Origin of the sequence: Azospirillum canadense, from assembly GCF_025961225.1 — a bacterium.
In the GTDB taxonomy this organism is placed as follows: domain Bacteria; phylum Pseudomonadota; class Alphaproteobacteria; order Azospirillales; family Azospirillaceae; genus Azospirillum; species Azospirillum canadense.
In genome coordinates this window covers 934,909-953,169 of sequence record NZ_JAOQNG010000001.1, presented here as the reverse complement: position 1 = coordinate 953,169, position 18,261 = coordinate 934,909, and the positions used below count along the sequence as shown (strand labels likewise).

The 18,261-nt window shown below is 68.7% G+C and carries 20 protein-coding genes and 1 other RNA gene; 10 read left to right on the top strand and 11 right to left on the bottom strand.

Annotated elements, in window-relative coordinates; genetic code table 11:
- Window positions 1-223: 223 nt before the first annotated feature.
- From M2351_RS04520 to hflK, 3 genes are all read right to left on the bottom strand, one after another.
- Complete coding sequence (locus M2351_RS04520; RefSeq protein WP_264654947.1) at window positions 224-412, bottom strand: DUF2065 domain-containing protein; 189 nt, start codon at window positions 410-412, stop codon at window positions 224-226.
- 226 nt (window positions 413-638) lie between these two features.
- Entirely contained in the window at window positions 639-1,583 is a 945-nt protein-coding gene (gene hflC, locus M2351_RS04515) for a protease modulator HflC (RefSeq protein ID WP_264654946.1), read from the bottom strand.
- A gap of 13 nt (window positions 1,584-1,596) precedes the next feature.
- On the bottom strand, window positions 1,597-2,811 hold the full coding sequence (hflK, locus tag M2351_RS04510; protein ID WP_264654945.1) for an FtsH protease activity modulator HflK: 1,215 nt from the start codon (window positions 2,809-2,811) through the stop codon (window positions 1,597-1,599).
- 183 nt (window positions 2,812-2,994) lie between these two features.
- Here hflK and apbC point away from each other — a divergent pair, with 183 nt between their 5' ends.
- Together apbC and M2351_RS04500 are read left to right on the top strand one after the other, a co-directional pair.
- A complete protein-coding gene (gene apbC, locus M2351_RS04505) occupies window positions 2,995-4,155 on the top strand; it encodes an iron-sulfur cluster carrier protein ApbC (RefSeq protein WP_264654944.1) in 1,161 nt (386 codons plus the stop codon).
- A 125-nt stretch (window positions 4,156-4,280) separates the two neighbouring features.
- Entirely contained in the window at window positions 4,281-6,107 is a 1,827-nt protein-coding gene (locus M2351_RS04500) for a monovalent cation:proton antiporter-2 (CPA2) family protein (protein WP_264654943.1), read from the top strand.
- An 18-nt stretch (window positions 6,108-6,125) separates the two neighbouring features.
- Here M2351_RS04500 and M2351_RS04495 read toward each other — a convergent pair whose 3' ends face one another.
- The 3 genes from M2351_RS04495 to M2351_RS04485 all read right to left on the bottom strand — a co-directional run bounded on the left by M2351_RS04495 (window position 6,126) and on the right by M2351_RS04485 (window position 8,954).
- On the bottom strand, window positions 6,126-6,923 hold the full coding sequence (locus tag M2351_RS04495) for an ABC transporter ATP-binding protein (RefSeq protein ID WP_264654942.1): 798 nt from the start codon (window positions 6,921-6,923) through the stop codon (window positions 6,126-6,128).
- Window positions 6,920-7,831 (bottom strand): ABC transporter permease, encoded by a 912-nt coding sequence (locus M2351_RS04490; RefSeq protein ID WP_264654941.1) that lies wholly within the window; start codon window positions 7,829-7,831, stop codon window positions 6,920-6,922. The genes M2351_RS04495 and M2351_RS04490 overlap by 4 nt, the downstream gene beginning before the upstream one ends.
- A gap of 145 nt (window positions 7,832-7,976) precedes the next feature.
- Window positions 7,977-8,954, bottom strand: a complete 978-nt coding sequence (locus M2351_RS04485; protein ID WP_264654940.1) for an ABC transporter substrate-binding protein — start codon at window positions 8,952-8,954, stop codon at window positions 7,977-7,979.
- A gap of 81 nt (window positions 8,955-9,035) precedes the next feature.
- Between M2351_RS04485 and M2351_RS04480 the strand changes: the two genes are divergently transcribed.
- Complete coding sequence (locus M2351_RS04480; protein WP_264654939.1) at window positions 9,036-9,212, top strand: hypothetical protein; 177 nt, start codon at window positions 9,036-9,038, stop codon at window positions 9,210-9,212.
- Window positions 9,213-9,267: 55 nt separating this feature from the next.
- Window positions 9,268-9,645 carry a DUF983 domain-containing protein gene (locus tag M2351_RS04475; protein ID WP_264654938.1) on the top strand — a complete coding sequence of 126 codons (378 nt, stop codon included), beginning with the start codon at window positions 9,268-9,270 and terminating at the stop codon, window positions 9,643-9,645.
- Window positions 9,646-9,766: 121 nt separating this feature from the next.
- Here M2351_RS04475 and M2351_RS04470 read toward each other — a convergent pair whose 3' ends face one another.
- Window positions 9,767-11,662 carry an O-linked N-acetylglucosamine transferase, SPINDLY family protein gene (locus M2351_RS04470; protein ID WP_264654937.1) on the bottom strand — a complete coding sequence of 632 codons (1,896 nt, stop codon included), beginning with the start codon at window positions 11,660-11,662 and terminating at the stop codon, window positions 9,767-9,769.
- 27 nt (window positions 11,663-11,689) lie between these two features.
- Complete coding sequence (thyX, locus tag M2351_RS04465; RefSeq protein ID WP_264654936.1) at window positions 11,690-12,628, bottom strand: FAD-dependent thymidylate synthase; 939 nt, start codon at window positions 12,626-12,628, stop codon at window positions 11,690-11,692.
- Between the two features lie 94 nt (window positions 12,629-12,722).
- On the opposite strand from thyX, the gene ssrA reads away from it, so the two are divergent.
- The 4 genes from ssrA (at window position 12,723) to M2351_RS04445 (ending at window position 15,108) form a co-directional block, all read left to right on the top strand.
- Window positions 12,723-13,099: a transfer-messenger RNA gene (gene ssrA / locus M2351_RS04460) on the top strand.
- A 31-nt stretch (window positions 13,100-13,130) separates the two neighbouring features.
- A complete protein-coding gene (locus M2351_RS04455; RefSeq protein ID WP_264654935.1) occupies window positions 13,131-13,712 on the top strand; it encodes an SspB family protein in 582 nt (193 codons plus the stop codon).
- A gap of 27 nt (window positions 13,713-13,739) precedes the next feature.
- Window positions 13,740-14,132, top strand: a complete 393-nt coding sequence (locus M2351_RS04450) for a TfoX/Sxy family protein (RefSeq protein ID WP_264654934.1) — start codon at window positions 13,740-13,742, stop codon at window positions 14,130-14,132.
- Window positions 14,133-14,238: 106 nt separating this feature from the next.
- Window positions 14,239-15,108 carry an SDR family NAD(P)-dependent oxidoreductase gene (locus M2351_RS04445; protein WP_264654933.1) on the top strand — a complete coding sequence of 290 codons (870 nt, stop codon included), beginning with the start codon at window positions 14,239-14,241 and terminating at the stop codon, window positions 15,106-15,108.
- A 67-nt stretch (window positions 15,109-15,175) separates the two neighbouring features.
- Here M2351_RS04445 and M2351_RS04440 read toward each other — a convergent pair whose 3' ends face one another.
- Together M2351_RS04440 and def are read right to left on the bottom strand one after the other, a co-directional pair.
- Window positions 15,176-15,886, bottom strand: a complete 711-nt coding sequence (locus tag M2351_RS04440; RefSeq protein ID WP_264654932.1) for a COQ9 family protein — start codon at window positions 15,884-15,886, stop codon at window positions 15,176-15,178.
- Between the two features lie 2 nt (window positions 15,887-15,888).
- Window positions 15,889-16,431 (bottom strand): peptide deformylase, encoded by a 543-nt coding sequence (gene def / locus M2351_RS04435; RefSeq protein ID WP_264654931.1) that lies wholly within the window; start codon window positions 16,429-16,431, stop codon window positions 15,889-15,891.
- Between the two features lie 203 nt (window positions 16,432-16,634).
- On the opposite strand from def, the gene rpsU reads away from it, so the two are divergent.
- Entirely contained in the window at window positions 16,635-16,838 is a 204-nt protein-coding gene (rpsU, locus tag M2351_RS04430; RefSeq protein WP_012974546.1) for a 30S ribosomal protein S21, read from the top strand.
- Window positions 16,839-17,001: 163 nt separating this feature from the next.
- Entirely contained in the window at window positions 17,002-17,826 is an 825-nt protein-coding gene (gene panB / locus M2351_RS04425; RefSeq protein WP_264654930.1) for a 3-methyl-2-oxobutanoate hydroxymethyltransferase, read from the top strand.
- Window positions 17,827-17,940: 114 nt separating this feature from the next.
- Here the strand turns inward: panB and M2351_RS04420 are convergent, their stop codons facing one another.
- On the bottom strand, window positions 17,941-18,228 hold the full coding sequence (locus M2351_RS04420) for a DUF1330 domain-containing protein (protein ID WP_264654929.1): 288 nt from the start codon (window positions 18,226-18,228) through the stop codon (window positions 17,941-17,943).
- Window positions 18,229-18,261: the final 33 nt, after the last annotated feature.

Genomic DNA, 18,261 nt, shown 5'->3' with positions numbered 1-18,261 from the left:
TGCGCGACGGCGCTTCAAGCAAACAGGGCTCCAAGCGCTTCGCGAACTCTCACACTCCCCTCGACGCGGCCCACCTCGCCTCGGGCCAAGGACGGCCGGCGAATATAAAAGGTCAAATATACTCTGGTTGAGTATAGGGGGGCGAGTATGGCCGGAAAATGGCGCGTTGGTCCAGAGACCGCGCGGCGATTCGGCCCCCATTCCCCCTATTGCGCGGACCCGTTCAAGCCCCGCGCAGAAGCCAGACCAGCCCGACCCCAGCCATCGCCGCGACGAGGCCGGCGGCGCGCATGTGGTTCTCCGGCAGGGACAGCGCTTCGGCGATCACGCGCCGCATCGCGTTCGGAAACAGCGCGTAGAGCGCGCCCTCGATCACCAGGACGAGGGCGAGCGCGGTGAAAAGGTCGGTCATGGAGAGGAATTTCGGGTGGGAGGGTCGGAACGTCTCCACCCTACCTCCACGGCCGGCGCCTACGTCAACAAATCGGACCGTATAGGACGCAAAGCCCCTTTCCACCGTCATCCCAGCGAAGGCTGGGATCCAGGAAACGCCGCCGCTAAGCGACAGATGTGCCCTGGATTCCCGCCTTCGCGGGAATGACGGTGGAAGGTGGTTGGCGGCTAGGTAAGATGTCTGCCTATTGCTGGGCCGTCGCGGCGCCGGCGTTCGCCGGACCGGGCGTGGCCGGCGCGTTGGTCGGCGCGGGCCCCTGCTGGCCCTTGCCCGTAATGTCGCCGAAGTAGCGGAAGAACTCGCCGGTCGGGGACAGCACCATGGTGGTGTCGTCCTTGTTCAGCGCCTTCCGGTAGGCTTCCAGCGTCCGGTAGAAGCTGTAGAACTGCGGATCGCGGGAGGTCGCCTCGGCGATCAGCTTCAGCGCCTGGTTGTCGCCTTCGCCGCGCAGGATCTGCGAGTCGCGCTGCGCCTCGGCCAGGATGACCGTGCGTTCGCGGTCGGCGCGGGCGCGGATCTGCTGCGACTGCTCCTGGCCCTGGGCGCGGGCCTCCGCCGCCTCGCGTTCGCGCTCGGAGCGCATGCGGGCGAAGATCGACTGGCTGGTCTCCTCCGGCAGGTCTGCGCGGCGGATGCGGACGTCGACGATCTCGATGCCGAAGCGTTTCGCTTCGTCGTTCACCTGGCCGCGGATGTCGTTCATGACGCGCGGACGCTCGTCCGACAGGATGGCGAGCAGGGTCACGCTGCCGAGCACGCGGCGCAGCGCCGAGTTCACGATGGCGTTCATGCGCGTCTCGGCCACCGCTTCCGTACCGGCGGTCTGGTAGAAGCGCAGCGGGTCGAGGATGCGGTAGCGGGCGAAGGCGTCGACGTCCAGGCGCTTCTGGTCGGCCAGGATCACCTGCTCCACCGGCGGGTCGAGGTCGAGCACGCGCCGGTCGAGGATGCGCACCTCCTGGATGAAGGGGATCTTGGCCTTCAGGCCGGGATCGCGCAGGACGCGCACCGGTTCGCCGAACTGGAGGACCAGCGCCTGCTGCGCCTCGTTCACGGTGAAGAGCGAGGCGGAGGCGATGACGCCCGCCAGCAGGATGCCGATGCCGACGATCAAGAGACTGCGGTTCATGGTCGTCGCCTCCTCAGCGGGTCTGCTGGCCGGACATCACCGGGCCGGGTTGCGACGCGGGCTGTCCGGGCCGGGCCGGAGACGGCGGCACGGCCGCCGGGGCCGGCTGGAGCTGGCCGAGCGGCAGGTAGGGGACGACCCCCTGGGCACCCTGGGCGTTGCCGTCGATGATGACCTTGTGGGCGCCGCGCAGGATCTCTTCCATGGTTTCCAGATACATGCGCTTGGCGGTCACTTCCTTGGCCTGCGAGAAGGCGTCGTAGACCTTGCGGAAGCGCTCCGCGTCGCCCTGCGCCAGGTTCACGACCTGCTCGCGGTAGGCCGAGGCCTCCTGGATCAGGCGTTCCGCGTCGCCGCGGGCGCGCGGGATGACGTCGTTGCGGTAGGCTTCCGCCTCGTTGCGGGCGCGTTCGCGGTCGGCGCGGGCGCGCTGCACGTCGTTGAAGGCGTCGATGACGGGCGCCGGCGGATCGGCCTTCTGCAACTGCACCTGCGTCACCTCGATGCCCGCCTGATAGTCGTCGAGCATGGCCTGAAGGAGCTGGCGCGTGGAGGTCTCGATCTGCTGGCGCGCCTCGGTCAGGGCCGGCTGCAGCTCGGTGCGGCCGATGACCTCGCGCATGGCGCTTTCCGCCGCCTTCTTCACGGTGACCTCGGGCTCGCGGATCTTGAACAGGTACTGGCCCGCGTCCTTGATCACCCAGAAGACGGTGAAGTCGATGTCGATGATGTTCTCGTCGCCGGTCAGCATCAGCGACTCGTCCGGCACGTCGCGGTCGCCGCGCCGTCCGTCTCCGGCGGACCGGTAGCCCACCTCGATGCGGTTGACGCGCGTCACCTTGGGCAGCAGCACCGATTCGATCGGCGCCGGCAGGTGGTAGCGCAGGCCCGGTTGCTCGGTGCGGGTCCACTGGCCGAAGCGAAGGACGACCCCCTGCTCGTCCGCCTCGACGCGGTAGATGCCGCTGGCCAGCCAGATGATGGCGAGCAGGCCGACGACGAGCGCGATGCCGCGGCCGCTGCCCACACCCCCCGGCATGACTTTCTTCAGGCGGTCCTGGCCGCGGCGCAGCAAATCCTCAAGATCGGGAGGCTGCGGTCCGCCGCCGCCCCCACCGCTTCCGCCGCCGCCACCCGGCGGCCTGCCCCACGGATTCTGTCCGCCGCCCCCCGGCGGAGATCCCCAGGGGCCGCCACCGCCACCCCCACCCTGATTGCTCCACGGCATTCCGTTCGTTCCCCTTCGCGCTCTCTTGTTCCTGACCGGGGGCCTTGGCCGGCGGAAATCATTGCCGACCGGTCCGGTCCCTTTACCATTATTGCCCGACGGTCCTATAGTGCCTCTCCCTTCGGGGAGGGAGTTCACCGACGGATATCCGCCAATATCGGGAAGGAAGCGGAGTTTTCAACCATGGCCCAGGTCAGCGAAGCTCAAGTCCTTGAGGCTCTCAGGACCGTAATCGATCCGGAACGGGGCAAGGACATCGTCAGCCTCGGCATGTTGTCCGGCCTCGTCGTGCGCGACGGCAACGTCGCCTTTTCGATCGAAGTGGACCCCAAGCGCGGCGCCCAGGCCGAGCCGGTGCGCCACGCCGCCGAGAAGGCGGTGGAGCGCGTGCCGGGCGTCCTGTCCGTCACCGCGGTCCTGACGGCGCACCGCGCCGGCGGACAGGGGCAGCAGGCGCCCCAGCCGGCGCAAGGGCACGGTCACGCCCACGGCGGGCACGGGCACAGCCACGGACAAGCCCAGCCGCAGGAGCAGAAGCCGCTCGTCCCCGGCGTGAAGGCGATCGTCGCCGTAGCAAGCGGCAAGGGCGGCGTCGGCAAGTCCACCACCGCCGCCAACCTGGCGCTCGCCATGGCGGCGAACGGGCAGAAGGTCGGCCTGCTGGACGCCGACATCTACGGTCCGTCCATGCCGCGCATGCTCGGCATCTCCGGCCGCCCGGTCAGCCACGACGGCCGCGTGCTGGAGCCGATGGAGAACTATGGCATCAAGGTGATGTCCATGGGCTTCCTGGTCGCCGAGGACACGCCGATGATCTGGCGCGGCCCGATGGTGATGAGCGCCCTGCAGCAGATGCTGCGCGACGTGAACTGGGGCGAGTTGGACGTGCTGGTGGTCGACATGCCGCCGGGCACCGGCGACGCGCAGCTGACCATGGCACAGCAGGTGCCGCTGGCCGGCGCGGTGATCGTCTCCACGCCGCAGGACATCGCGCTGCTCGATGCCCGCAAGGGGCTGAACATGTTCCGCCGCGTGGACGTGCCCGTCCTCGGCATCATCGAGAACATGAGCTATTTCTGCTGCCCCAACTGCGGCCACCGCACGGACATCTTCAGCCACGGCGGCGCCCGCAAGGAAGCCGACGACCTGGGCATGGAGTTCCTGGGCGAGATCCCGCTGCACATCGACATCCGCGAGACCTCCGACCAGGGCCAGCCGATCACCGTCTCCCAGCCGGAGTCGGAGCACGCGAAGGCCTACCGCGGCATCGCCAAGCGCCTCTGGGAGAAGATCGCCGGCAACCAGGGTCCAACGCGTGCGGCACCCCGGATCGTGGTGCAGTGAGCCCCGGCCAATAAGCTGGGTTCCGAACCGGCTTCCATCATACGTAAGCATTGGAAGCCGGTCGGTACCCGATCCGCCGTCCCGTCCCCATATTCCGACCTGGAAAAGACGCAGGGACGGGGTGGATGTCGGATCTCTTGACGGTGGTGGTCCTGCTGGCCGCCGTGGTCCTGGCCGTTCCGGTCGCGAAGCGGCTGGGCTTCGGCGGGCCGGTCGGCTACCTGGGGGCGGGGCTGGTCATCGGACCGGCCGGGCTCGGCCTCGTCACCGACGTGGGCGCGATCAGCCACGTCTCCGAATTCGGCGTCATCATGCTGCTGTTCCTGATCGGGCTGGAGCTTCGCCCCGCCCGGCTCTGGGTCATGCGCAAGGCGGTGCTCGGGCTCGGCGGCGCGCAGGTGGCGCTGACCACGCTGGTCATCGCCGCGGCGGCGTTCCTTCTGTTGGGACTGTCCATGGCGGCGGCGCTGGTGGTGGGGTTCGGGCTGGCGCTCTCCTCCACCGCCATGGTCCTGCCGATGCTGGCGGAGCGGGAGCTTCTGACCACCAACGCGGGCCGCAGCGCCTTCTCCATCCTGCTGTTCCAGGACCTTGCGATCATTCCGGCGGTGGCGCTTCTGCCGCTGCTCGGCACAGGCGACGTCATGCCGGACGCCAACGGCGCCTGGCTGGCCGTGCTGAAGGCGATCGCCGTCGTCGCCGCGATCCTGGCCGGCGGCCGCCACCTGCTGCGCCCCATCCTGCGCGCAGTGGACGCGGCCAAGACACCGGAGATCTTCACCGCCGCCGCCCTGCTGATCGTGCTGGGCACCGCCTTCCTCGCCGCCTGGGGCGGGCTGTCCATGTCGCTGGGCGCCTTCATGGCGGGCGTGCTGCTGTCCGACTCGGAGTACCGGCACGAGGTGCAGGCCGACGTGGCACCGTTCGAGGGGCTGTTGCTGGGCTTCTTCTTCGTGTCGGTGGGCATGGGCGCCGACGTGAAGGCGCTGATGGCGCAACCCCTGTTCTACCTGTCGCTGGCGCTGGGGGTGATGGCGCTGAAGGGCGCGGTGCTGTTCGCGCTGGCCCGCCTGTCCGGCCTTCGCCCCGGCGGCTCCATACGGCTGTCGTCGGTGCTGAGCCAGGGCAGCGAGTTCGGTTTCGTCCTGTTCGGGCTGGCCGTGGGCGTCGGCGCCATGAGCGGTGACCAGTCGACCGCCGCCATGCTGGTCGTCACGCTGACGATGATCGCCACCCCCTTCCTCTTCGCGGCGGAGGAGCGGTGGCTCGCCCCGCGCCTGATCATCAAGCCGGCGCGCCCCTACGACAAGATCGAGCTGGACGGCGAACCGCCGGTGATCATCTGCGGCTTCGGCCGGGTCGGGCAGATCGTCGGACGCGTGCTGCGCCTGCGCAACATCCCCTTCACCGCGCTGGAGCAGAGCGCCGCCCAGGTCGATTTCGTGCGCCGCTTCGGCAGCAAGGTCTATTACGGCGACCCGACGCGGGAGGACCTGCTGCGCGCCGCCGGGGCCGAGCACGCCAAGGTGCTGGTCGTGGCGCTGGACGACATGGAGCAGTCGCTGCGCGTGGTGGAGATCGCGGCCCGCCACTTCCCCCACCTGACCATCTATGCCCGCGCCCGCAACCGCCGGCACGCCCATTACCTGATGGACCGCGGCGTGACGCATTTCGTGCGCGAGACCTTCGATTCCAGCCTGCGCCTGACCGGCGGCGTGCTGGAGGCGCTGGGCGTCCCGCACGACGAGGCGGAGCGGACGGTGGAAACCTTCCGCGCCCACGACGAGCGCACCTTGATCCGGCAGCACGCCGTCCACCACGACGAGAACCGCCTGATCCAGACCTCCCAACAGGCCGCCGCCGAGTTGCAGACGCTGTTCGAGGCGGATCGCGAGGAGCCGGAGGCGAAAGAAAAAAGGGAGCCGGAAGAGAGGAAGCGCCGGCTGGGCTGAGCCCAGCCGCGCGTGTCTTCAGCCGATCAGCAGGCTGTCGTCGGCGATCTCCTCCCCACCGCGTTGGCGGGCGAACAGGGCCAGCAGGTGCGGCACGTCCAGCCCGGCGCGCTGCTCGCCGGAGACGTCCAGGACGATCTTACCCTCGTGCAGCATCACCGTGCGGTCGCCATAGTCCAGCGCCTGCCGCATGGAGTGGGTGACCATCAGCGTGGTCAGCCGGTTCTCCTGCACGATGCGCCGGGTCAGGCCCAGCACGAACTCCGCCGTGCCGGGGTCGAGTGCGGCCGTATGCTCGTCCAGCAGCAGGATCTTGGAGCCGGCCAGAGTCGCCATCAGCAGGCTGACCGCCTGCCGCTGGCCGCCGGACAGCAGGCCCATGCGGTCGTGCAGCCGGCTCTCCAGCCCCAGCCCAAGCTCCGCGATGCGGTCGCGGAAGTGCCGGCGGCGGTCGCCGCTCAGCGCAAAGCCAAGGCCACGCTTGCGCCCGCGCGCGGCGGCCAGAGCCATGTTCTCCTCGATGGTCAGGGCGGTGCAGCTGCCGACCATGGGATCCTGGAAGACGCGGGCGACCAGGGAGGCGCGCTTCGGAGTCGCCCACTTGGTCACGTCGGTGCCGTCGATGGCGATGCTGCCGCTCTCTGCGATCACGTCGCCGGCCAACGCGCCGAGGAAGGTGGACTTGCCGGCCCCGTTGGAGCCGATGACGGTGACGAACTGCCCCTCCGGGATGGTCAGGTCGACGCCACGCAGGGCGTGCTTCTCCAGCGGCGTGCCGCGGCCGAAGGTGACATGGATGCCGTTGACGGTGATCATCGCCCAACCACTCCCTTTGGCTGCTCCCTTTTGAGCGCCGCTTTCAGACGCAGGCGCGGCAGGATCAGCGCCACCGCGACCAGCACCGCCGTGACGAGGTTCAGGTCGGAAGCCTGGAGGCCGATCGCGTCGGCCGACAGCGCCAGCTGCACGGCAAGCCGGTAGAGGATCGAGCCGACCACGCAGCCGACCAGCGCCCACAGCATGGCGCGCGCGGGCAGCACCGTCTCGCCCACGATCACGGCGGCGAGGCCGACGACGATGGTGCCGATGCCGGTGGTCACGTCGGCGAAGCCGTTGGTCTGCGCGAACAGCGCGCCGGCCAGCGCGCAGAGCCCGTTCGACAGGGCCATGCCGGTGTAGATGTGGAAATCTGTCTCCACCCCCTGCGCCCGCGCCATCCGCGCGTTCACGCCGGTGGCCCGCATGGCGAGGCCGAACTCGCTGCTCAGGAAGCGGGCGAGCAGGATTACGACCGCCACCACGACGACCGCCACGACCAGCGGCCGCACGACATGGTCCGGCAGGCCCAGGCCGTAGAAGGGCGTCAGCACCGTGTCCTGCATCAGCAGCGCCACGTTCGGCCGTCCCATGACGCGCAGGTTCACCGAGAACAGCGCGATCATGGTCAGGATGCTGGCCAGCAGGTGCAGGATCTTGAAGCGCACGTTCAGCGTCGCGGTCACCAGCCCGGCGACCGCGCCGGCCAGCGCGGCGGCGAGGCTGGCGAGCCACGGGTTCACCCCGGCGACGAGCAGCGTGGCGCAGACCGCGGCACCCAGCGGGAAGCTGCCGTCCACCGTCAGGTCGGGGAAGTCCAGCACGCGGAACGACAGGTACACGCCAAGAGCGACCAGCGCGTACACCAGCCCGATCTCGACCGCCCCGAAGAAGGCTATTTCACTCATTTGTGGTCCTTGGGGTTCACGCGTCGGGCCCCCCTCCCGACCTCCCCCATCTTCGACGGAGGGAGGAGAGGTCCCCTCCCCCGCGAAGTGGGGGAGGGTTAGGGTGGGGGCCCAGCTCAGGAACTCCCTTCAAACAATCAACAGCTTACTGCCCAACCACCTTGGTCGCGCGCTGGGTCACCGCCGCGGGGATGGTGACGCCCATGGCGGCGGCGGACTTCGGGTTCACGAACAGGTCGGTTCCCTTGGCGTGGATGGCCGGGATGTCGCCCGGCTTCTCGCCCTTCAGGACGCGGGCCACGACCTCGCCGGTCTGGCGGCCGACTTGGCGGTAATCGAAGCCGATGGAGGCCACCGTGCCGCGCGCCACGCTGTCAGTGTCGGCGGAGAAGATCGGCAGCTTGGCCTGCTGGCCGACCGCGATCACGCTTTCCAGCGCCGACACGACCGTGTTGTCCAGCGGGATGTAGACCGCGTCCACCTTGCCGACGAGGCTGCGGGCGGCCTGCTGGGCGTCGGCCGACTTGGTCGCCGTCGCCTCGGTCACGATCAGGCCGGCCTTCGCGGCTTCCTCCTTCAGCGCCTTCACCAGCGAGACGGAGTTCGGCTCACCGGGGTTGTAGAGTACGCCGACGCGCTTCACCGACGGCACGATCTCACGGATCAGGGCGACATGCTCACCGACCGGGGCCATGTCCGACACGCCGGTGATGTTGCCGCCGGGCTTGTCCATGCTCTTGACCAGCTGGGCGCCGACCGGGTCGGTCACCGCGGTGAAGACCACGGGGATGTCGCGGGTGGAGGCGGCGACGGCCTGTGCCGACGGCGTGGAGATCGGCACGATCACGTCCGGGCGGGCTCCGACGAACTGGCGCGCGATCTGCGCGGCGGTCGCGGGGTTGCCTTGGGCGCTCTGATAGTCGACCTTCAGGTTCTGGCCGGGCGTGAAGCCCGCCGCCTTCAGCGCGTCGACCACGCCGTCGCGGGTGGCGTCCAGCGCCGGATGCTCGACGATGGCGGTGATGGCGACGGTCTTGGTCTGCGCCTGCGCGACGGAGGTCGCGAGCGCGATGGCCGCAGTGGAGACCGCCGCGGCGGCAAGGAACAGGCGGGTGATCTTCATGGCTCCAACCTCACCGGGAGTGGTTGCCCATCCCGTAGACGCCAACAGGCCGGTCCGTCAACTGCCGGGAGAGCGCACCCGATGAGCGAAGACCCCCGCGAGGCCCGAATCCGCGAGTTGGAGGAGGCCATCGCCGACATCCAGGCCGAGGCGCGGGCAGCCGCCCATGCCCTGTGCGCCCATGAATTGCAGATGCGGCTGGAGAACATCGCACGCCGCGCCGAGGCTGCGCGCGCGGCAAAGCCTTCCGTTCCCTGAACAATCGGCCTACCCTTCCCTTATGGACGGCGGCACGAACACAAAGGCGACGGGAATGGCTGTGGATTACGGGGCGCGATCGAAGCTGTCGGCGGCGTTCCGCGGGCTGATGGGCTGCTGCCCGGCTTGCGGGCGCGGACGGCTGCTGAAGAGCTACCTGAAGCCGGTGGACCAGTGCGCCCACTGCGGCGAAGCCTTCGGCCATTTCCGCGCCGACGACGCCCCGCCCTGGATGACCATCCTGGTCGTCGGCCACATCGTCATCCCGATGCTGCTGTCAGTGGAGCAGCGCTACCAGCCCGAGGCCTGGGTCCATTTCGCCATCTGGCCGGCGCTGACCCTGGTCCTGACCATGCTGCTGCTGCCCCGCTGCAAGGGCGTGGTGCTGGGCCTGCTGTGGAGCACCGGCGCCCCGGGGTCCGAGCGGGCTTAACGGCTAATAATCCTGAAAAACACTGGTGAATGGAGAGACTCACCACAGAGACACGGAGACGCAGAGGGATTTACCAAAGAATCTCTGTGCCTCCGTGTCTCTGTGGTTTGATGCCCCTTGCCTATTGGAAGTTCAGCGTGAAGCTCACACGCCCCTGCTCCTCCTGGAAGCGCTGCCACATGATGCCGAAGGCCGCCTCCAACGCGCGGGTGAAGCGCGCGCCGTCCAGAGTCGGGGATGCCGCCATGCGGTCGCGCAGGCCGGCGCGCAATTGCGCCAGCCCCGCCGAGTCGGCTACCAGCCCAGCCGCCTTGGCGACGTAGTCCTCCGGCCCGCTCGCCACCAGTCCCGACAGCCCCGCCGAGGCGAGGTGCGTCACGGAATGGAGCGAGCAGAAGCGGTCGCCGCCCAGCGTCACCACCGGAACGCCCATCCACAGCGCCTCCAGCGTCGTCAGCCCGCCGGAGTACGGGAATGGGTCCAGCGCCACGTCCACCCCGGCGTAGCCGGCCAGAAAGGCGCGGTGCGGGGCACCGCGCAGCAGGTCGACCCGCGCCGGGTCGACGCCCGCGCGCTCGAACAGGCCCGTCACGCGAGCCGCGGTCCCCGGATCCTCAAAGCCCGGCGTGCGCAGCAGCAGGCGGGAGTCCGGAACGGCCTTCAGCACCTCCGCCCACAGCGCGACGACCCGCTCGTTCAGCTTGGGCAAGGCGTTGAAGGAGCCGAAGGTGGCGTATCCGCGGGCGGCCAGCGGCAGCGGGGAGACCGCCGGGGCGTCTTCCGGCGGCGCCCAGGGGACGTAGCCATCGGGCATGCGCACGATCGCCTCGGTCGCCCAGCCGTCGGCACCCGCCGGGCTCTGCCGGCTGTCGGAGATCAGATAGTCCATGGCCGGCAGGCCGGTGCTGCCGACATAGCCGGCCCAGGTGACCTGCACCGGCGCGGGGCGCCGCGCGAAGACCGGCAGCCGGTTGCCGAAGGTGTGGCCGGCAAGATCAACCAGGATGTGGATGCCGTCCGCCTGGATGCGCGCGGCCAGCGCGTCGTCGTCCATGCCCGGCGTCCAGACCCAGCCGTCGGCCAGCGGCATCAGCCGCTCCGTCTTCCAGTCGGGGTTGGCGGTGTTGGCGTAGCAGACGATCTCGAAAGCCGAACGGTCGTGGTTCGCCAGCACCGGTTCCAGAAAAAATCCCACGGGGTGCGCGCGGAAATCGGGCGACACGTAGCCGATGCGGATCTTCGGCGCGGGTGCCGCGACCGCCGGAACCGGCGCATGGCGATACCGGGAGCCCCACATGCCGTGCGCCTGCGCCACCGTCTCCATGGTCAGCGACGGCACGAACTGCATCAGGTAGAGGCGGGAGGAGTTCAGCGACTCGACGTCGGGGTGCGTTTGCAGCACCGCCTCGATCTCCGCCAGCGCCTCCTCCGCCCGGCCCTGCATGGCGAGCACGCGGGTGGCGCGGTTGGCCCGCACCTCGACCCGGCCGGGCTCGCGCGCCAGAGCGGCGAGGTAGGCTTGGTCCGCCTCGGTGAAGCGGTTCAGCTCGGTCAGCGCGTTGCCGAGGTTGTAGGGGTGAATCCAGCTGCCCGGATCGAGCAGCCCGGCGCGCCGGTAGAGGGCCACCGCCTCCTCCCGCCGCGCTTGCGCGCGCAGCAGCACGCCGAGGTTGGCAACCGCCGCCAGCGTCCGGGGGTTCAGCGCGATGGCCCGGCGGAAGAAGGCCTCCGCGCGGGCCGAGTCGCCGGCCCGGCGCACCGCCTCCGCCATGGCGAGCAGCCCGTCCATGGCGTGATCGAGCGCCGGGTCAAGGTTCAGCGCGCCGGCGTAGGCGTTGGCCGCCCCCGCCACGTCGCCCAGGCTTTCCATGACGAGGCCGTAGTTGGCCCACCAGGCGGGCACCGTCGGATAGGCGGCGATCGCCTGCCCGATCAACTCCATCGCCTCCTCGAACCGCCCGGCCTGGGCGGCGAGAAGGCCTTGGCGGTGGCGTGCGTCGGCCTCGTGTGGGGTCATGGCGGTGTTCCGGGCGTTCGTGGGTTATTATTCGGCGCGGCCGAGCTGGTCCATCAGCTCCCGCCACTCGCGCTTGGACAGGCCGCTGGTCTCCTGCGTCACAGGCTCGCCGGCCAGCAGGCGCTTGACCACCTCCAGCCCGGTCTTGGAGACGTGCGTGCCGCCCAGCCGGTACTCGCTGAAAGCCTCGAACACCGCCGGGACCCAGCGCTTTACCACGTCCAGCATGGCCTCCGCGTAGACGCGGATCTCGTACTGGGCGTGCGGGTCGGCGCGCAGCGACAGGAAGTGCAGAAGGTTGTGGAGATCGACCTTCCAATACCACTGCGTGTAATAGTTCAGCGTCAGGTTCATGCGCGCCAGCTCGCGGGCCAGACCCTGGCGCCCCTCCTCGATGGTCGTGCCATCCTCGCGGTGGTTCAGCATCTCCTCGTAATGGGAGTAGACGGCCTCCGCGTCGTCGCGCAGCAGCTTCATCACCGACGCGGCCTCGTCGCCCTGCAGCACGTCGCCGCGGCCCTGACGGTTGACGACGGCCTGGGCGCCCAGGTTCTCGGGCGCCGGGATGTAGAACTCGCGGTCGAGGATGGAGTAGCGCGCGGAATACTCGTTCACGTTCGCCGTGCGGTGGCGGATCCACTGCCGCGCGACGAAGATCGGCAGCTTGACGTGGAACTTCATCTCGCACATCTCGAACGGGGTCGAGTGGCGGTGCCGCATCAGGTACTTGATGAGGCCGGCGTCCTCCGTGACCTTCTTGGTGCCCTTGCCGTAGGACACGCGTGCCGCCTGAACGACGGCCGAATCGTCGCCCATATAGTCGATGACGCGCACGAATCCGTGGTCCAGGACCTCGATCGGCTCGTAGAGGATCTCCTCCAGGGCCGGGACGGTGGCGCGGCGGGTGGTGGCGGTGACGGCGCGCAGGCGGTCGATCTCGGCGCGCTGATCGGGCGTGATCGGCATGGGTACTCCGGGAACTGAATGCGGGCCGCACTCTACGTCCGGGCGGTTGTCCCGTCATCTCCTTTCAGATTCTCCGGACTCTCCCGTTCGATGGCCCCTTTCAATGCTGGGACGAAGGGCCTATATTAGGCCCGTCGGTCGCACCGACTACGGCGATAAACGCCTTGCGGAATAAGCGTTGTGGACCCGGGGGCGGTACCCGGCGCCTCCACCAAACAAACCACCGTCCTCTCAGGTGTTGGCCTTTGGGAACGGGTTCGTTGGGGGCGAAATAGGATCGACACGCGTGGTAAAGGCATGGTCTTCGCTCGGCATGGTTCCGCCGTTATCGGGCCATTGCAATAGTTGCCAACGACAACGTTGCTCCGGTCGCCGTTGCCGCCTAACCGCGGTAACTGACCGAAATCAATCCCCGATGGGTAGCACCTGAGGGTGGGGCCGTGGGCCGCCTAGCAACAGAAGGCCCACACCTTCCTTTTTGGCGTTAAGGACCCGCCCAAGAATGCCGAGAGAGCAGTTGCGTTATGACCGCATGGTCGAATCCGCCTTGCGCGGCGTCGTCCGTGACGCGCTTCGTCAAGTCACCGACCGCGGGCTCCCCGGCAATCACCACTTCTACCTGACGTTCCGCACCGCCTTTCCGGGCGTCGACATCCCGGAATATCTGGCCGCGCAGTATCCCAACGAAATGACCATCGTGATCCAGTACCAGTATTATGGGCTGGAGGCTCTGGACGATCATTTCGAGGTGACGCTGAGCTTCAACAACGTGCATGAGCGTCTGGTCATCCCCTACGCCGCCATCACCACCTTCGCCGACCCGTCGGTGAACTTCGCGCTGCAGTTCCAGCCCGCGGCGCCGGCCGAATCGGCCGAGGTCGCCGCCCTGCCGACGCGCGAGGCGCCGGAACGTAAGGACGGTCCGGCCCGCGATGGCGCCAAGCCGACCATCGCCAAGCTGGCGAAGACCGATACCGTGAAGTCCGACGCGGGCAAGGCCGACGCGGACAAGAACGACACCGCCCCGGCCGAGGAGCCGAAGCGCGGCGAAGTCGTGGCGCTGGACGCCTTCCGCAAGAAGTAACCACCCTCTCACAGGATACCGCCGCCCATGGCCCCGGCGCCGCTCAGCGATTTCGTGCAGATGGTGTGCGAGTCACTGGCGCCGTTGGGCGATCTGGCGGTTCGCCGCATGTTCGGCGGCTACGGCCTCTATTGCGACGGGCTGTTCTTCGCCATCGTCGCGGACGAGGTGCTGTACTTCAAGGCGGACGAGGGCAACCGCGCCGATTACGAGGCGCTTGGCTTGCGCCCCTTCAAGCCGTCGTCCGCTAAATCTTCTGGCGACAAGCCCATCACCCTCGCCTATTACCCGCCGCCCGAATCGGCCCTGGACGAGCCGGAGGAACTGATGCTCTGGGCACGGCCGGCATTGGCCGCCGCGGCGCGGGCCACCGCCCTGAAGGGTGCGCGCAAGACGAAACCGGCGCGCGAGCCGGTGTAATCAGCCCCCTCCTTTATTCGTCGCCTCCCGATTGCCGACCTCCGCCGGGCGCTCCACATGGTGCGTTCGCACGGACACCGACTCGAGACAATCGAAGGCTTTCCCCATGCAGAACCATCCCGCCCTGGCCCCTGGCCGCGCCGCCGTCGTCACGGGGGCCGCGAGCGGCATCGGGCTCGCCGCCGCCGCCCGCTTCGCGTCGCTCGGCATGACGGTCTGCCTCGCCGACGTCAACGCCGAAGCGCTGGGTGCTGCGGCCGAGACGGTGCGCAAGGCGTCGCGGAAGCCGCAGGACGTGGTCACGGTCACCGCCGACGTCTCCCGCCTGGAGGAGGTCGAGCGGCTGAAGGACATCGCCTACCGGACCTTCGGCGAGGTCGCTCTGCTGATGAACAACGCCGGCACGGAAGGCGGCGGCGCCCTGTTCGGGAATTCCGAACGCTGGCGGCAAATCCTGGGCGTCAACCTGTGGGGCGTCGTCCACGGCATCCAGGTCTTCGCCCCGGCGATGATCGCGCAGGGCACGCCGGCCGCCATCGTCACCACCGGGTCCAAGCAGGGCATCACCTGCCCGCCGGGCGACACCGCCTACAACACCAGCAAGGCCGGGGTGAAGGTGGTGACCGAGGCGCTGGCGCACGAGCTGCGCAACACCGATGGCTGCCAGGTCACCGCACACCTGCTGATCCCCGGCTTCACCTACACCGGCCTGACGCGAGCGCGCAGAGTCGCAGAGAAGCCCGCGGGCGCCTGGACCGCCGATCAGGTTGTGGATGTCCTGCTGCCCGCCCTGGCGGCTGGCGATTTCTACATCCTATGCCCGGACAACGACGTGACGCGGGAGATGGACAACCGGCGCATCCAATGGGCGGCGGAGGACATCATCCGCAACCGCCCGCCCCTGTCTCGCTGGCACCCGGATTACAAGGAAGCCTTTGCCGCCTTTATGGCAGCGGACCAGCCGCCCAAGCCGTAAACCCCCTCGCCCGCCTCCCTCTCCCAGCGGGGCTGGGAGAGGGTGCAAGTGCGCAGGGCGCGCGCCCTCAGATATTCTCCGCCATGTGCGTCGTCGCGCTCTCCGCGGCCTGGACGGTGCCGCTGCGCTGGCGGATTTGGCGGGCGAAGCGCATCGGGCTCGGCAGGTGGCTCAGCAGCCGGCCGGCGCGGCCCATGGCGGACATGGCCTTGCCCATGTTCATCACGTCGTCGAGGCGGCGGTCGATGAAGGCCCAGGTCTCCACATGCCCCTCCGACCGGTCGTCGAGCCAGTAGAAGGTGGCGGAGCTGAGCACCGCGCCCAGGGTCGCGCGCTTGGTGTAGTGGTTGAAGTCGGTGGCCGTGTCGCCGGCCGCAAACCACATGGCGTCCACCGTGCGGTAGAGCAGGCGCAGGCCGAGCCCCAGGTTCTGCGGCATGGCGAGGTAGGCGATCAGCCGCCGCTTGGCCTCCAGATGCGGCTCCAGCACCTCGAAATGGGTGCGGATGGCCAGCGCAATGCGGTCGCGCACCTTCATGTCGGCCAGCGGGTGCTTGTCCAACTCCACCATCATGCGCCGGTCGGTCCAGACGCCGAAATGCTCGACCAGTTCCGGGATGCCGCCGGGAAAGGCGCGGTGCATGGTGGCCGTGTCGTAGCCGGCCATCTGCGCGCCGTCGCGCAGCGCCGTCATGCTCCAGCCGTCGAAGACGATGTTCGGCAGCGTCGAGACGAGGATGTCGTCGCGTACCACATCCATGTCCAGGGCAGCGTCCATGGTCAATCCTCCCCCTTTTCCCGCTCCAGCGCCTCGGTCACGTGATGCGCCATCTCATTGAACGCGAGATGGCGCAGATCGGGCATGCGGTCGATGTAAAGAATGCCGTCCAGGTGGTCGTACTCGTGCTGGATCACGCGGGCGTGGAAGCCGCTCGCCTCCCGTTCGACGGCTTCGCCGTCCAGCCCTGTCCCGCGGTAGCGGATGCGGGTGAAGCGCGGCACGATGCCGCGCATGCCGGGAATCGACAGACAGCCTTCCCAGCCATCGACCATGGAGTCGCCGATGGGCTCGACCACCGGATTGATCAGCACGGTCGGCGCCACCACCTCGCCGCCGGAGCGGTCGGAGGGCACGCGGAACACGATCATGCGCAGCGACTCGTGCACCTGCGGGGCCGCCAACCCGACTCCGGGCGCGTCCATCATGGTCTCGATCATGTCGGCGGCGAGGCGCCGGATCTCCGGATCGGTCGGGTCGGGCACGGGGTCCGCGATCGTGCGCAGGACCGGATGCCCCATGCGGGCGATTTTCAGCAGGGCCATGGCCCATTATCTGGGAGTTTCCTCCTTCCCGGCAACCATTTCGCCAGGGTCTTCCCGACGCTGAGACGACGATACCGAAGACTCCGCTTCACACACGGCGCTGTCCGTGCTACACAATCCTCCACACAAGGGGTGCGCCCGCAAGCGCATGCCTGTTTGTTGCTTAATTGCAACTCGGCTCACTTGAAAGGGTGACGGTAAACGTGCAAGTTCTGGTCCGAGACAACAACGTCGATCAGGCCCTCCGCGCGCTGAAGAAGAAGATGCAGCGCGAGGGCATTTTCCGGGAAATGAAGCTGCGCCGGAACTACGAGAAGCCCTCGGAGAAGCGCGCGCGCGAGAAGGCTGAGGCGGTGCGTCGCACCCGCAAGCTGCTCCGCAAGCGCATGGAGCGCGAGGGCTATTAATAGCCAGGCGCTTTTCGCGCCGGATTGACAGGCGCGCCTCGGCGCGCCGGGCACCCAAGCGCGTTCGCGCGCCAGCCCCTCTTGTGTCTTGCACCTGCCGCCCCGTGCTCGTTCGCGTGGGCGGTTTTGGTGCATCCGCAAACCCCTCACTCGGCGGGTGGTGATGAGCGCGTCCAAGGCCATCGCACGCATTTCGGTTCCGGCGCTCCGCGCCCGCAAGGGCGGTGATCCGATCGTCTGCCTGACCGCCTACACCGCCCCCGTCGCGCGGCTGCTCGACCCGCATGTGGACCTGCTGCTGGTCGGCGACTCGCTGGGCATGGTGGTCTACGGCTTCGACAGCACCCTCCCCGTCACGCTCGACATGATGATCGCCCACGGCGCCGCCGTGGTGCGCGGGTCGGAGCGAGCCTGCGTCGTGGTTGACCTGCCCTTCGGCAGCTACCAGGAAAGCCCGCAGGTCGCCTTCCGCAACGCCGCGCGCGTGATGGCGGAGACCGGCGCCCAAGCGGTGAAGCTGGAAGGTGGGGCCGAGATGGCCGAGACGGTCGCCTTCCTGACCAGCCGCGGCGTGCCGGTGATGGGCCATGTCGGGCTGCTGCCGCAGTCGGTCAACGCGCTGGGCGGCTACAAGGCCGTGGGCCGCGACCCGGCGAGCGCGGAGCGCATCCGCGCCGACGCCCGCGCCATCGCGGAGGCCGGCGCCTTCTCCCTGGTCATCGAGGGCACCATAGAGTCGCTCGCCCGCCAGATCACCGAGGACGTCGCCGTCCCGACCATCGGCATCGGCGCCTCCCCCGCCTGCGACGGGCAGGTGCTGGTCTCCGACGACATGCTGGGCCTGTTCAGCGACTTCCAGCCGAAGTTCGTGAAGCGCTACGGCCAACTGGGCACAGCCATGGGCGAGGCCGCCGCGGCCTACGCCGCCGAGGTCAAGGCGCGGGCCTTCCCGGGGCCGGAGCACTGCTTTGGCGTGAAGAAGGGCTGAGGCTCCGCGGATATCACCACGGAGGCACAGAGACACGGACCTTTCCGCGCTCTGTGTCTCTGTGCCTCCGTGGTTAAGGCTGGCTTGTCGAACCGACGCCGCCCTGCGAACCGGTCACGCCCCTTCCACCAAGATCATCTTGAAGTCGGCGGCGTCCTTCCGGGCCTCGCGCGCTTCGCGGTATTCGGGGCTGTCGTAGAAAGCCCTGGCCGTGGCCATGTCCGGAAATTCCAGGATCACCACGCGGTTGGGCTGCCAGCCGCCCTCCAGCACCTCCGTCTGGCCGCCGCGCGCCAGGAAGCGGCCGCCGTTCTTGGTAATGGCGTTGGGGGTGAGCGCCTTGTAGCGCTCGTAGGCTGCGGTGTCGGTCACCTTCACGTCGGCGATGATGTAGGCGGGCATGGCGTCCTCCGGTCGTCACGGGGGCAAAAAAGA